Here is a 13833-nt window from a genome sequence, read left to right as displayed (position 1 = left end):
TATGGAACAATTAAATATTCTCAAATTAGATCCCGATGTAAAATTAAATAAACATGAAATAGTTCGTTCTCCTTTATTTTATGTAGGAGATAAATATAAACTTATGCCTCAATTAAAAGAGTTATTTCCAAGAAATATAAGAAATTACTATGATGTATTTTGTGGTGGGGGAAGTGCTTCTATAAATGTAGATGCGAAAGCTTACTATATGAATGACATAGATAGTAATATCATTTCTTTACATTCTCATTTACAAAAGAACTCTCCTGAGATAGAGAAATTCATTGAAAGAATGTATGCCTTAATAAAGGGATATGGTCTAAGCCACTCTGAAATCTCTGTTGATGAAAAATTAGAAGAACTGAAAGAAGAATATAAAAAGACATATTTTTCTAAATATAATAAAGAGTCTTATTTAAAATTACGAGAAGATTATAACAAAGATTTAAAAAATATAGATCTATTATATCTTTTATTAATTTATGGTTTCAATCACATGATAAGGTTCAATCAAAAAGGAAAATTTAACCTTCCAGTAGGAAACCTTGATTGGAATAAGAATGTTACTGAATCTTTAATTAACTATTCTGATTGGGTTAATTCTCATCGAGCAATTTTTCTTCATAATATGGATTTTGAGGCATTTGTTGACTCAAAAAATATCAAGACTAATGATTTTGTCTATTTTGATCCACCTTATTTAATAACTTTTAGTGATTATAATAAATTATGGAATGAAAAAGAAGAAAAAAGACTTTATGACTTATTAGATAAGTTAGACGCTCAAGGTATAAAATGGGGATTATCCAATATGTTAAATCATAAAGATAAATTTAATGAAATATTATATACATGGGCTAGTAAATATAACATTTATAGTATAAAAAGTAATTATATTTCAAGATTTGATAATACTATCAAGACAGACTCCAAGGAGGTGTATATTACAAATTATGAGAAAGGCAGAACATAAACCCTTATCTTTTTCAACAACTATGAGAAATCCAGAAAGGATTGTTCATTTTATTGGATGTATTAAAGAATTTGAAGGTGAAATTTTAACAAATTCAGTAATTATATCCATTGTTTCAAAAGTTATTAAAGATAAGCTTTATAAACCAATGTATATTAGTAGAACAAGCTACTTAAACTCTATTTTTAATGATGAGGCTGAAGTCTTTACAGATGAACAAATTGAAGAAATAATTATAAATAGTCCTCAAAAACATAAAGAAGCAGGATTTCAAGAAGGTTGGCCAAGTAGATTTGACACCTGGTATAAGATTTGTAAAGAATTTGGATTTATTTATTATGAAATGGATAAACCTATAGAAATATCGCCTAGTGGTCATGTGCTTTGTGACGCTTATGCCAGTACATCTGAAAATTCTGGAGAAAAGATACAAAAGATATTTTTAAATGCTTTAGTTAAATATCAGACCAATAATCCTTTTAGAAAAAATGCTAATATAAATGCTCCTATACCATTACTTCTTAATGTTCTAAGATTGTTAAATCAAGATCCAAAATCTTCAGGAATATCAAGAAAGGAACTACCTTTTGTAACTTGTTGGAATAATAGTGACCATGAGAAATTGTATAAATTTATTATTAATTTTAGAAGTAAATTTGGATATAAGGCTAGTGATGAAGTTGTATATGAAGAATGTCTTAAACTTTTACAAAGTAACAATAGAGTAAGATTTAAGATGAATCAAATTACAAAAGAAGGTGTAGATGACCTAATTAGAAAACTAAGAATTACAGGTTTGTTTTCTTTAAGAGGTAGGGGAAGATTCATTGATATAAACAAACTAGAACTTGATACTGCAAATTATGTAATTAGTGAATATACTGACTTCAAAACCTTTAAAAATAAATATGACTTCTATACTTATATGGGAACATTAGATCCTATAATTATAAAAACACGAGATATTGAAATTAGTAATGTTGATGAAATAAGAATAAATGCTTTAAAAGAATTTGCTAAGGAATATCCACTTCCAATTATTTATGATGAGCTTAAATGTCTGCAAATTAAAAAAGCCTCAAAGGATGAGTATTTAAAATTAATTGAAGAACCAACAAGGTTAGAGTTTTTAATAAGTCTAGTCTTAATACAAAAATATCCTCATTATGATATAAAGCCAAATTACGCTATAGATGATGAGGGCAACCCTACTTTTACAGCTAAGGGTGGAGTGGCAGATATTGAAGTTTATGATACTAATATGGACTCTTTAATTGAAGTTACTCTAATGAGGGGAAGGGATCAGTCTATTGCTGAAATCCCTGCTATTACAAGACATCTTAAAGAACAAAAGGAAAAATCACAAGAAAATGATGTTTTTTCTGTTTTCATAGCTCCACATATTCATGCTGATACTATCTATATGTGCAGATTTACAATGTTCCAAGAAAAACTTGGTATATATCCATATAATATAAGTGATTTTGTTGATAAAGTAGACAAAACAAAAGAAATATCAGAGTTAAAATATGTTGTTTAATACAAAATTAAAAAACCTCTTTTACTAAAAAACAAGGTAGAAATATTTCCTAAGACCATCTAGGATTTATGGCTGCCTTGTTTTTTATTAAACTCATTGACCCATATATAAAAGCGTAAAATAGCAAATCAAAAACATAAAATAGCTACATACCTTGCAAACACTAGATTAAAATTGACAGAAAATCTATTACATAAAAATCAAATAAAACCTTACTTTTAGAAAAGACCTAAAAAACGCTAAAATAAAAACATAAAAATCTATTAAGAAAATTTTTAGACCTCTCGAATGATAATAACATCATTCAGAGGTTTATTTTATTTTCCATAAATCTTAAATACTAGCAAAAAGAAAAGAAGTAGATCTAGCTTATATAAAAAAGTCCAGCTAGGTCTTTCTTTTTGCCAGTAGATGAAAAATGAATATTAGCTTTATTCAGCTTGATTACAATAAACAAATAATAAGAAATTAGGAGGACTACAATATGAAGGGAAAGTTTATTTTAACTTGTAAAAACTACAAGGAAATCTTAACAGATTTTGAAATTCTAGTAATAGACAAGGGTGTTTATCAATTAATTGATGATTGTAATTATTGGAGTGGATTATTTAATCTAAATATGGACTGTCAATTTACAAGCTTTGTTGGTACTTTTTGTTATCGAGGCGTTTATTTTGATATAGATACATCAGAAGATAAGGTTATTTTAAGACAAAATGACAAGTTTATCGAAGCTGTTGCTGATAGTGATTGTATTGACATTATTTACGAACACTTTAAGAGTAATTACGAATTTCAAATGAAATGGAAAAATGGTAGATAAGGTTAAAATTTTTAGTGATTACATATTATTGTATAAACTAAAAATCTTGCAAAACAAAAAGAAAGTAGGAAATATTATGCTAAAAGATTTGTTTATAACAAGAAATATGGACTATTTGAAAACTGCTCAGGCTGTTTTTGATTATATTAATTACAACATTGACAGAGGTATTTTTTCAATGCCTATGCCAAGCCTAGTAATGCTAAATAGGACTTATAAAGAAACTAATAAGCTAATGGTCAAAATGCTTAAAAAGCGTGGAATTAAAGTAGAAACTGTTAACAATACAGACTACATTGTTATTTAATATGGGAGGATACAAGTATGAGAAATTATTTTAACAAGATAGCAATTATGGGGAAAGCAGGTGCAGGAAAAGACTTAGTAGCAGACTATCTAAAAATTTGGCACGGCTATGAAAAGTTTACCTTTGCTGAAGACTTATATGAAATTTGCCAAGATTACTACAATATGGAAACAAAGGATAGAGCTTTGTTACAAGATGTAGGAGTAAAGATGAGGGAAGTAGACAGTAATGTCTTTGTAAACAGACTTTTCAACAAGATGAAAGACTATGAATCAGATAAGATAGTTGTTTCAGATGTAAGATTTATCAATGAATATAATGCTCTTAGAGATGCTGGATTTATCTTTCTTAGAGTAGAGGCAAGCCTTGAAACAAGAATAAAAAGAATCCAAGAAAGAGATCATATTGAAGTAGATGAAGAATACATCAATAGAATACAAAACAACCCTATTGAAACCCAATGCGACTCTCTTCCAGCTATAAGGGTTATTAACGAGGAAACCCTTGATTTTAATAGTGATGAATTTAAACTATTCGATTACTTAGATAGACTAGTATATTTTGAAGATATGGATAAAGAAGTAAGCGAAAAAGAATATCTAATGCGTTATGAAATTGAACTAGATAAGTTCGATTATTTCTGGAAAGATTTCTTATTAGATAAATATGGTTTAGAAGATGAAGAAATTATAATCAATGATTACAGGTTATTTGATTACCTAATGGATTTTACAATAAGAGTATCTATCTTTAATACTGAAGATAAGGATGACTTATTAGTATCTTATGTGCTTGATGCCGTAAGAGATGAAGAAAACTTTGGTAAACTAACTTATGCGTTTTACAAGGAACTCATTAAAAAGAATATTCATCTATCAGATAAGGTAACTAAAGCTATGGTTATTGATGAAGATTTTAGAATAAAACTTCTAACAAATATCATTAAGTCAATTAACAAGAAAGTAACAAAGGCTTACCAAGAAAAGAAAGAAAAAACAGAAAAGCCAGAAATGAACTTTACTGAAGAAATGGATTTAGCCTTAGATACAGACTTAAACTCTATAATTTTCAAGAGTAATAATATACCTAGTGCTGATGAACTTATGGCAGACCTACTTAAGGGTGTCCTATGATTAAGCATAGGATTGAAAAAACCCTTTAAACAATTTTATATGACTCATCTAGCACGCCTAGAAGGAGATCCTGGAAACGTCTAACAACTTAGTTAGGCGTTTCTTGTTACATACCCAAAAACCCCTCTATTTTCCCAAGAAACCCCCATTCATTATCCTATTCTTTATCTTCCTATTCCTTAAAATCTCAAGGGTATCTACCTTTAAATCCTCTTTTAATTCGATAACCGACCATTTATCTACTGTTAATCTATTTACTATATAGGTATCTCTAAAGATTTTAGCATTAACCTTCTTATACTTACTTATACCTGACCTATCTCCGATCTTTTCTAAGATTTTTTGTATTCCTCTAGGTGTTAAACGCTTAGAGGTTTTTCCTTTGTTGGAGATAAAGAGGGATATTTGGGGGTTAAAGAGGGATAGGTAAGCCTTTAGGGTTTCTATGGTATCATCTCTTAGCTTTACCTCTCTTATACCTTCTTCATTATGAATCTTTAATAAGGCCCCCCTTCTAGGAGCTATATCTTCTCTATTAAGATTAGCAAGTTCCTGCAAATTTAAACCAGAATCTCTTAGAAGTTTGATTATTAACCTATTTCTCAAGGCATATTTTCCATAAGCTGATTTTAGTAATAAATTTACTTCACGGTCAGTCAAAATAGGGTAAGATTTATCTTCTTCTAACAAGTCTAAATCTATGCCATAAACCCTCCTAAAGACTCTTATTTTCTTGTTTATAGTCGTTGGCTTGTTGTGATTATTAAGATGAGAGATATAAGAGAGAAGGGAGGGGTAGGTTGGGTTGTTATTAGAAAACTTTTCAAAGTCTTTTATTAAATATTCTTCAGATTTCTTGATTTTTCCCTTGATAAGTATAAGTTTTTCCATTATAATCTCCTCTTTTTATATGCAATAAATCATAAAATTTTTAAATTAAGAATTACATAGTTATTTCATACTACGTAATTCATATAAGAAGATTTTATCAAATTTTGTCGCACCTAGGAAGGGGCATTTACTAGAAAAAAGAAGGGAAGTCAAGAGATATTTGCTTATTTTTATAAGGCCCTCCACCTTCTTTTTTCTTGGTAGATGTTTTCTAGCCTGATTCCACCGATTACAAGCTATATAGTCATATTCACCCAATTAGACTTGATTACTACCTATATAAATTAAGAAAAAAGTAGTAATCAATTACAAGGTGAATACAAAGAAAGGAATGACTATTATGTTAAAAATTAAAAGAAATGAAAGTATCAATTTACAAATTGGCGATTACCTAGACCTATCTAAAGACGGAGTTATCTCTTATACTGAAAATCCTATGTATAAGGGCAATAATAATACCTGGTTAAATCAACCCGATAGACTAATACTTGGTAAAACGCCTATTGATGAAAGGTTTGCAAATCGTAAGAATTTAAAGGCTGTTGTCATAGATATAAGTGACGAGGAAATAACCTTAGAACCTTTATTCTACGCAGATTTGCATAGACACTCAGGCTATTCTTTATTAGATGGTTCTAATAAGATTGCTGACTTGGTAGAAAAGACAGAATATGTAGGAGCTTTAACTGACCATGGAAACTTATTTGGTATGCTAGACTATTATAAGTCTATGAAAGCAGCCAATAAACAAGCTATCATTGGTATGGAAGCCTACTGTGAAACTATTGACGGAGAAAAGAAATCAAATCACTTGATTCTCTTGGCAAAAACTTACAAGGGTTATCAAAACCTTGCAAAACTCAGTTCTTTATCCTATCAAAAGGATCACTTTTACAGGAAACCTCATGTAAATTATAATGACCTAAGAAAATATTCAGAAGATATTATATGCTTGTCAGCCTGCATAGGTGGGGAAATACCACAAGCTATACTTCATGAAGAAAATCTAGGCAAGGCAACTGAAATCGCAAGTGCTTTGAAAGAAATATTTCAAGATGACTTTTATCTTGAAATCCAAAGACATAATTTAGAAGAAGAAAAGATAGTTAATCCAGCTATAATGACTATTGCTTCTCTTTTAGATATTAAGGTTGTTGCAACAAGTGACTCTCACTATACTCTTAAAGAAGATTATAAGGCTCACGAAATCTTATTAGCTATTGGAACTAAGTCAACTTTAGATGACCCTAATAGATATTCTTTTAAGGGCGAAGATTATCACTTAATGGATTCTTTTGAATTTTCTAAGAAGTATGCTGACATACCTGAAGTCTTAGACAACACTTTAGAAATTGCAGAAAAATGTAAAGATTTTGAAATTGAACTTGGCAAGATTAAAATGCCTAATTTTAAAATACCTGGAGATGACCAATCTAAGGATGCTAAGATTAAGTATCTAAAGAAACTTGTCTTTGAAGGTTATAAAAATCGTGGCTTAGACATTAACAACCAAGTTTATATTAATCGAATCAAGAAAGAATTAGAAGTTATTATATCAATGGACTTCGTTGAATACTTCTTAATAGTTGGAGATTATATCAACTGGGCTAAAAATCATGGCGTTGCAGTAGGACTAGCTCGTGGTTCAGCAGCTGGAAGTTTAGTAACTTATTGTTTAAATATTACTGGACTAGACCCAATTAAGCACAACCTACTATTTGAAAGATTTTTAAACAAGGAAAGAGTATCTATGCCAGATATAGATACTGACTTTGACTATGAAAAAAGAGAAGAAGTTATTGATTATGTAAAATCTCTTTATGGTGAAGATCATGTTTCTAATATTATTACCTTTGGTACCCTAGGTGCCAAAATGGTAGTTAGAGATGTGGCTAGAGTTCTAGGTTATGACTATGAACTTGGAGATAAAATATCTAAGGAAATCCCAGAAGATCCAAAGATGACTATTGACAAGGCATTAGAAGTCAACCCAGAACTTCAACTTATGTATAACTCTGACGAGGAAGTTAAGGAAATAATCGACTATTCAAAAAGATTAGAAGGGCTTCCAAGACACGCCTCTAAACACGCTTGTGGAGTAATAATTGCTGATAAGGCTGTTTCTGAGTATATTCCAGAGGCAGTTATTAAAGACAAACTTGTTACTCAAGTTAATATGATTGAGTGCGAAGATTTAGGTCTATTAAAAATGGACTTCCTAGGTCTTAGGACTATGACAGTTTTAAGGTCAAGTATTGAATCTATTAACAAAAATGAAGGTCTTAACTTATCTTATGAGACTATTCCCTTTGACGACCCTTATGTTTACTCATATTTATCAAAGGGTCATACAGAAGCTGTCTTTCAACTAGAAGGCACAGGTATGACTGAAACTATTAAGGCTTTGTTATATGATGTAGATGATAAGATTAAGGTTATTGAAGATATAGAAGATGATGAGGAAAGAAATAAGGCTCTCAAAGAGTTAGGAGAAGAATGTTTTTCAAGGGTTGTAGCTGGTGTATCTCTTTATAGACCAGGCCCTATGCAATTTATTCCTCAATATATAGAAGGTCTAAAAGACCCTTCTAGCATAGTATATGACCACCCAAGCCTTGAACCTGTTTTGAAAGAAACAATGGGGCTTATGGTATATCAAGAACAAATTATGCAAGTTGCACAGGTTTTAGCTGGTTATACATTAGGTGAAGCTGATATACTTAGACGAGCAATAGGTAAAAAGAAGTTAAAAATCCTAGAAGAACAAAAGGATAACTTTATCAAGGGTGCTATTAATAACAATGTAGCTAAAGAAGTAGCTGAAAAAGTCTTTGAAAAGATAGTTTACTTTGCCGATTATGGTTTCAATAAATCCCACGCTGCTGCTTATGCTTGCTTGGGTATGCAAACAGCTTGGCTTAAATATTACTATCCAGTAGATTTTATGGCTATGAACCTAAACTCATTTTTTAATGACCCAGATAAACTAACTTACTACCTAGGTCAATGTCTATTAAATAATATCAAGATTCTTCCACCAGATGTAAACAAATCTTCCCTAAGATTTGAAAGATATGATGATAAGATTATCTTTGGTCTACAAGCTATCAAAAACTTGGGTAAAGCCTCTGAACTTATTATTAAGGAAAGAGAAGAATACGGTGAATTTAAGGGTTTCCAAGAGTTCTTTGACAGAATGTCTATTAGAAGAAAGATTACAACTAAGAATGTTGAATCTTTGAATTTTGCTGGTGCCTTTGATAATTTTTCAAAGAATCGTCAGGCAAGGGCTAGTATTATTAAAGACTTGTCAAAATCTGTTAAATCAAGAAAAACTCGTAAGACTTTAAACTCTCCTTGGCTAGAAGATCTACCTGATAATGAGTTTGAAAAGTATAATATAGAAACACCAGATGTAAATGAGTTTAATGTTAAGTTTAAACTTAAAATGGAAAAAGAAATCGCAGGATTTTATGTTTCTGGACATCCTTTAGATTTATCAATTTATGATACTTCTTTATGTGATAAGCTAGAATCTTTAAACCTAGTTAATTCCTTAGTCACAACAGGTGAGGGTAATAAGGTTTGGATTAAGGGTATAATCACAGATGTTAAAACTTTCTACACTAAAAAATCCAATGAACCTCTCATGATTTTTAAGATTGAAGATCAATATGGTCAATTATCAGCAGTTTGTTTTAATAAACAACTAGGCGTAAATATAAGCTATATATATGAGGGTAGCATTGTTTTAGTTGAGGGTACTTACCAAGATGGAGATTATGGTAGACAAGTTATAGTAGACTTAATCTATGACTTAGAACAATATGTAAGTCAAAACAAAAATAGAAATAAGGTTGTATCATTGAAGATCACCTGCAATTCCGATAAAAAGACTATGTTAGCTATTGTTGATAAATACAAGGACAGTAATTCTCTTACAGACTTTTACTTACTTGTAGGGAATAGGACTTTTAAAGTACCTATGAGGGTTGACATAGATAGTTATGGGTTAAGGCAGGAACTATTTGACAACTTTGGTGAAAAGTACAATCTACAAGCTATTTAAAAAAATCAAGCTCCTTATGAAAATAAGGGGCTTTTTTGATATAATAAAAAAGAAGGCAGACCTTACCTACATAGCTAATATTATTTACACTTCTTTTTTACAGTAAATGCCTTTGAAATATTATATAAATAAGGGTGAAGTGCTTGTTAACATTTAAAGACTTGTTTGCCTTTGTCTTAATCAAAAGATACGGCTTAACAATGGCAAATTTAAAAAATGAAGAATTAAACGATGATTACAATAGGGATAAAGCTAAAAAATTCTTTAAGCGTATGTATGAGAACTTTGTTAAAGATTATAAACAGGATATTTATAAACCAATAGATATTATAGACTATAAGGAAAATAGGCTAATAGGAGCTACTTCATATACTAAGGATATAAGAGATTTCTTAAACCTAATAAATAAAGCAGAAGAAACAGAAACTAACAGTATAGATATATATTCTTTAACAGAACTAGAAGAAAAGACTATCTTAGATACTGATTTCGTTTTTGATTTAGATACCTCTGATATAAATATAGACACCTATATAAATGAACTAGACTTATTTGAAGAAGGTAAAATATATGATTTTTTAATCAGTCTATCTAAAAATGAGGAATTTAAGGCTTTCTTTAAGGCTGATATAAGCCAAGATAACTTATACAAGATACTAACTTATATAATTAGCTTAGATGAAAATTCCTATACCATATCTCAAGAATATAAGACATCTAATTTTACATTAAGACCTATGAAACATCTTTTGTATCCAGAATGGACATTTGATAGCAATAACAAGGCTTTGTTTTGTGATTTAGATAATAGGGGAATAGAGCCATTTTTAGACCTCTTTTATGATACCTATAACCTATATATCAAGCATATCTTTTCTAAGAAAGTCCTTTATGGAATAATAGTGCAGACAACAAGCGTTCAAAACATAGGTTTTGATAAATTTAATAATGAGAATTTTTATTTAAAAGATATTAAGGATAATTACAGCATATTAAGAGAAAGAACTTATGAAAAGTTTATCAAGTTATATAATATAGTAAGCTTTGATGAGTCCTTTATAAAAAGTGTTATAAATGGGAATACGACCTCCAGATATTTGCAATATGGCAGGCTTAATGCCAATAAATACAGGATTTTGAACAATATTCTAAAAGATGTAAAAATATATGAATTATGAGAAAAATCACAGATTTAGTCACAAAAGTTTTATTTTGTGACTAAATTTTTGTAGTCTTATAACCCCCTACTTGAATATTTAGACCATAAAAAAAGAGCCTTCATAGGCTCTTTTGACTTTAAGAAACACAAATATAAGCGTCTACTAGAGTTAATACTCGATCTTCTAAACTGTTAATCCAGCGTAAAAAGTATAAATAAGATTGTAAACATATTTCAGTTTTTTCACCTTTAACTTGTATTACTTTTACATCTGCAAATTTACTTATACCAAAGGGTTCAAAGAAAATTTCCATCTTATCTGCATCGACAAAATCATTAAAATCTAGCTTTTCGCTCTTTTCTTTAAATTCCTTATAATACTTTTCTAAGTATTCCCTAGCTTGTGCTTTATTAAATTTAAAAGTCATTTCATCTTGGTTTATAACTTTTATTAAAGATTTGTAGTCTACTTGAAATTTATTCCAAGCCTCTTTTAAATCTTTAAAGTTGTTTACATATTCAACATTGTCTAATTGGCTTACATAGTAATCTCTAACATAAGATCTTTGACAATGATCATCCTTAAAGTCCTCGATTTTTTCTAAAAAATAACAATTAACCTTCATAATGTAGTCCTCCTAATTCTTGTTATACAACTAATTCTTTTACTTCTTATATATGTAATCTTTGATAATTTAAGAGATATTAACAAGCTCTGCCCTACATTTACTGTAAAAAGAAGTATATTGGGAGGCTTGTTTAAAATAAATAGGCTTGCCTTCTTTTTTTATCTTATCGTTCAATTTAATAGAATAATGTTGTATAATATTCTTGAAAGCGTTAGCTTTTGCTTTATTTTAAATTTAAGGAGGTTTTTATGAAAAAAAGCAAGAGAATTATTTCATTTTTCTTATCTTTACTAATATTACTTTCTACAATTAATGTATTTGCAGTAAGACACCCTGTAAAAGATATACCTTTAAATGGAATAATAGTAAATGACCATATCGTATATAGTGACGTATATCCTTATATCAAAAATTCTAGGACTTATGTACCTATCAGATTTATTGCTGAAGAATTAGGATATGATGTTAAGTGGGATGGTGCCAATAAAAAAGTCATAATGAAGAATGGCAACACAAATGTTGAACTTACTATTGGCTCAAACAAGATGAAAGTAAATGGTAAAGTTCTTACTTTAGACGCACCTGCTGAAATCAAAGATGAGAGAACTTTTGTACCACTTCGTGCAATCGCCGAATCTTTTGGTGAAAAAGTAGATTATTCTAAAGATTATAAGGCAGTATATATTGGTGATAATCCTGTATATAATAAAAACTACAAGGTAGTTTATTATTATGAAGGTGCTAATCCAGTAATTACTGACTATACAGTAAATATTGTTACCTATAGAGTAATAGGACAAAATGGTCAAATCATTCAAAATTGTAACAGTATAGCTAGTTTATTGACTGTAATATTTAATGATTTTGATAACTATAAAACAAGTGGAAGATCACAACTTGGTAATATTACAACTTATAAGACACTTAATACTTCTTCAAGTAATAAGGCTACAGTTAACACTAATAACCCAATTCGTATAGATAAGATTGAAGATTTTGGAAGTAATAATAATTCTTCAAATTCATCTTATGTAAACAAGAGTCAATCTTCTTATAATCAAAATCAAAGATATAAAGTCATAGACGATGATGAGGAAATAGTTGAGATATATCTTATTGGTATAGACTCAAATACTAAATTACCTACGGTTATTATATATACTGATGGAAGTAAGAAATATGTAAGCACACACGAAGAAGTTGAGGCAGAAATGGCAAGAATAAAAGCATTAAAAGAAGCTAGAAAAAACAGATATATAAAAAAAGCTGATGAACCTAGTGCTAGTTCTTATAATCTAAGTAATGATAGAAAAAGTTATGTTGATTATTTAAGAAGTAAAAACACAGATGCTTCAGATGTTTTATAATACGCTGATTTTTTAATATTTAAAACAATAAACCCTAGGATGAATAAAATCATCTTAGGGTTTTATTTTGTACTTTTTCATCTACTGCAAAAAGAAGTAATTTAGGAGGCTTGACCAAAATAACTTAGACTTGCCTTCTTTTTTGTTTGATTAGTTTGATATAGGTTTGAAACCCCACCTTTCTTCTGTTTTTAATAGACACCTCATAAGATAGAGGTGTTCCTGGCACGGTTCGCCATTTTCTTGATCATAAATTCTAACTTTTATAACTAGTCTGAAAAGTTACTCCCCTGTATATAAACATCTAAAAGTCGATAGATAATCCATATCTATCGTCAAATCTCCTTATATATTAAATTCTTCTAAATTTAAGCATATGTGCTTCCTTCCCTTCCCTTATAGGTGGAGTAGCGTAAACATAGTTAATAAGCTGATTCCAAGTTAGTAACCTTGTGTTTGTAATAACTTCATCTATTACTTCTGTTTCTTTATCGCTTAACCCCACATAATTTAAACTATCCTTATCTTTTCTTGGCTCAACTAAATATCTTACAGTTCCAAAGTTTGAGGTATCTTTTTTGAACTTTTATATCCTTATCTTGATGTAAAATATTATAAACATCTGATGAATAAGGCCCATAATGGTCAAAATACCAAGATATATTAGTCATTTGTGTCTTATATCTCGTTACATACTCCCAATCTATAAGATAAATTAGTTTTTCTATCCTAGTTATAGTCAGAATCTTGCTATAAGGATAAGTTTTAACAATATATAAAATTACATTTCTCAGCTTATCTTGTATAGTTTACCATCCCTTCTTTAGATTTTCAAAAGCTTGTCTTGTTTTCTACCTTATGTAATCCTCTAAATTTAGCCCTTTATAATAAAGATCCTTGGTTACAGACTCTGAAGTATTCTTGATATGATCATTATTCATG

At 29.5% G+C, this 13833-nt stretch carries 12 protein-coding genes; 8 read left to right on the top strand and 4 right to left on the bottom strand.

What is annotated here, in order from left to right; all coding sequences use genetic code 11:
* The first annotated feature begins 1 nt into the window (after window position 1).
* The 5 genes from BIV18_RS09930 (at window position 2) to BIV18_RS09910 (ending at window position 4776) form a co-directional block, all read left to right on the top strand.
* Window positions 2–973 carry a DNA adenine methylase gene (locus BIV18_RS09930; protein WP_075660466.1) on the top strand — a complete coding sequence of 324 codons (972 nt, stop codon included), beginning with the start codon at window positions 2–4 and terminating at the stop codon, window positions 971–973.
* Entirely contained in the window at window positions 954–2513 is a 1560-nt protein-coding gene (locus tag BIV18_RS09925; RefSeq protein ID WP_075660465.1) for an AlwI family type II restriction endonuclease, read from the top strand. The genes BIV18_RS09930 and BIV18_RS09925 overlap by 20 nt, the downstream gene beginning before the upstream one ends.
* A 484-nt stretch (window positions 2514–2997) precedes the next feature.
* Window positions 2998–3336 (top strand): hypothetical protein, encoded by a 339-nt coding sequence (locus tag BIV18_RS09920; protein ID WP_075660464.1) that lies wholly within the window; start codon window positions 2998–3000, stop codon window positions 3334–3336.
* 76 nt (window positions 3337–3412) lie between these two features.
* Complete coding sequence (locus BIV18_RS09915) at window positions 3413–3643, top strand: hypothetical protein (RefSeq protein WP_144015235.1); 231 nt, start codon at window positions 3413–3415, stop codon at window positions 3641–3643.
* 17 nt (window positions 3644–3660) lie between these two features.
* Window positions 3661–4776, top strand: coding sequence for an AAA family ATPase (locus BIV18_RS09910; protein ID WP_075660462.1), 1116 nt, complete (start codon window positions 3661–3663; stop codon window positions 4774–4776).
* 126 nt (window positions 4777–4902) lie between these two features.
* Here BIV18_RS09910 and BIV18_RS09905 read toward each other — a convergent pair whose 3' ends face one another.
* On the bottom strand, window positions 4903–5667 hold the full coding sequence (locus tag BIV18_RS09905; protein WP_075660461.1) for a tyrosine-type recombinase/integrase: 765 nt from the start codon (window positions 5665–5667) through the stop codon (window positions 4903–4905).
* Window positions 5668–6007: 340 nt separating this feature from the next.
* Here BIV18_RS09905 and BIV18_RS09900 point away from each other — a divergent pair, with 340 nt between their 5' ends.
* Together BIV18_RS09900 and BIV18_RS09895 are read left to right on the top strand one after the other, a co-directional pair.
* Complete coding sequence (locus BIV18_RS09900; RefSeq protein ID WP_075660460.1) at window positions 6008–9736, top strand: DNA polymerase III subunit alpha; 3729 nt, start codon at window positions 6008–6010, stop codon at window positions 9734–9736.
* Window positions 9737–9879: 143 nt separating this feature from the next.
* Window positions 9880–10914, top strand: a complete 1035-nt coding sequence (locus tag BIV18_RS09895) for a hypothetical protein (protein WP_075660459.1) — start codon at window positions 9880–9882, stop codon at window positions 10912–10914.
* A gap of 118 nt (window positions 10915–11032) precedes the next feature.
* Here BIV18_RS09895 and BIV18_RS09890 read toward each other — a convergent pair whose 3' ends face one another.
* Entirely contained in the window at window positions 11033–11521 is a 489-nt protein-coding gene (locus BIV18_RS09890) for a hypothetical protein (RefSeq protein ID WP_075660458.1), read from the bottom strand.
* A 251-nt stretch (window positions 11522–11772) separates the two neighbouring features.
* Between BIV18_RS09890 and BIV18_RS09885 the strand changes: the two genes are divergently transcribed.
* Window positions 11773–12891, top strand: coding sequence for a copper amine oxidase N-terminal domain-containing protein (locus BIV18_RS09885; RefSeq protein WP_075660457.1), 1119 nt, complete (start codon window positions 11773–11775; stop codon window positions 12889–12891).
* Window positions 12892–13243: 352 nt separating this feature from the next.
* On the opposite strand, the gene BIV18_RS11175 is transcribed toward BIV18_RS09885, so the two are convergent.
* On the bottom strand, window positions 13244–13396 hold the full coding sequence (locus BIV18_RS11175) for a Panacea domain-containing protein (protein WP_235860869.1): 153 nt from the start codon (window positions 13394–13396) through the stop codon (window positions 13244–13246).
* 31 nt (window positions 13397–13427) lie between these two features.
* On the bottom strand, window positions 13428–13562 hold the full coding sequence (locus BIV18_RS11170; RefSeq protein ID WP_235860868.1) for a hypothetical protein: 135 nt from the start codon (window positions 13560–13562) through the stop codon (window positions 13428–13430).
* Window positions 13563–13833 lie beyond the last annotated feature (271 nt).

This window comes from Peptoniphilus grossensis (assembly GCF_001940285.1).
In the GTDB taxonomy this organism is placed as follows: domain Bacteria; phylum Bacillota; class Clostridia; order Tissierellales; family Peptoniphilaceae; genus Peptoniphilus_A; species Peptoniphilus_A faecalis.
This window is presented reverse-complemented; position numbering and strand designations above follow the sequence as displayed.

Bases quoted from the DNA above. Each gene is read 5' to 3' on its own strand.
- BIV18_RS09920 (WP_075660464.1), top strand. From the start codon at position 2,998: ATGAAGGGAAAGTTTATTTTAACTTGTAAAAACTACAAGGAAATCTTA.
- BIV18_RS09925 (WP_075660465.1), top strand. From the start codon at position 954: ATGAGAAAGGCAGAACATAAACCCTTATCTTTTTCAACAACTATGAGA.
- BIV18_RS09885 (WP_075660457.1), top strand. From the start codon at position 11,773: ATGAAAAAAAGCAAGAGAATTATTTCATTTTTCTTATCTTTACTAATA.
- BIV18_RS09890 (WP_075660458.1), bottom strand. From the start codon at position 11,521: ATGAAGGTTAATTGTTATTTTTTAGAAAAAATCGAGGACTTTAAGGAT.
- BIV18_RS09915 (WP_144015235.1), top strand. From the start codon at position 3,413: ATGCTAAAAGATTTGTTTATAACAAGAAATATGGACTATTTGAAAACT.
- BIV18_RS09930 (WP_075660466.1), top strand. From the start codon at position 2: ATGGAACAATTAAATATTCTCAAATTAGATCCCGATGTAAAATTAAAT.
- BIV18_RS09900 (WP_075660460.1), top strand. From the start codon at position 6,008: ATGTTAAAAATTAAAAGAAATGAAAGTATCAATTTACAAATTGGCGAT.
- BIV18_RS11170 (WP_235860868.1), bottom strand. From the start codon at position 13,562: ATGACTAATATATCTTGGTATTTTGACCATTATGGGCCTTATTCATCA.
- BIV18_RS09910 (WP_075660462.1), top strand. From the start codon at position 3,661: ATGAGAAATTATTTTAACAAGATAGCAATTATGGGGAAAGCAGGTGCA.
- BIV18_RS09905 (WP_075660461.1), bottom strand. From the start codon at position 5,667: ATGGAAAAACTTATACTTATCAAGGGAAAAATCAAGAAATCTGAAGAA.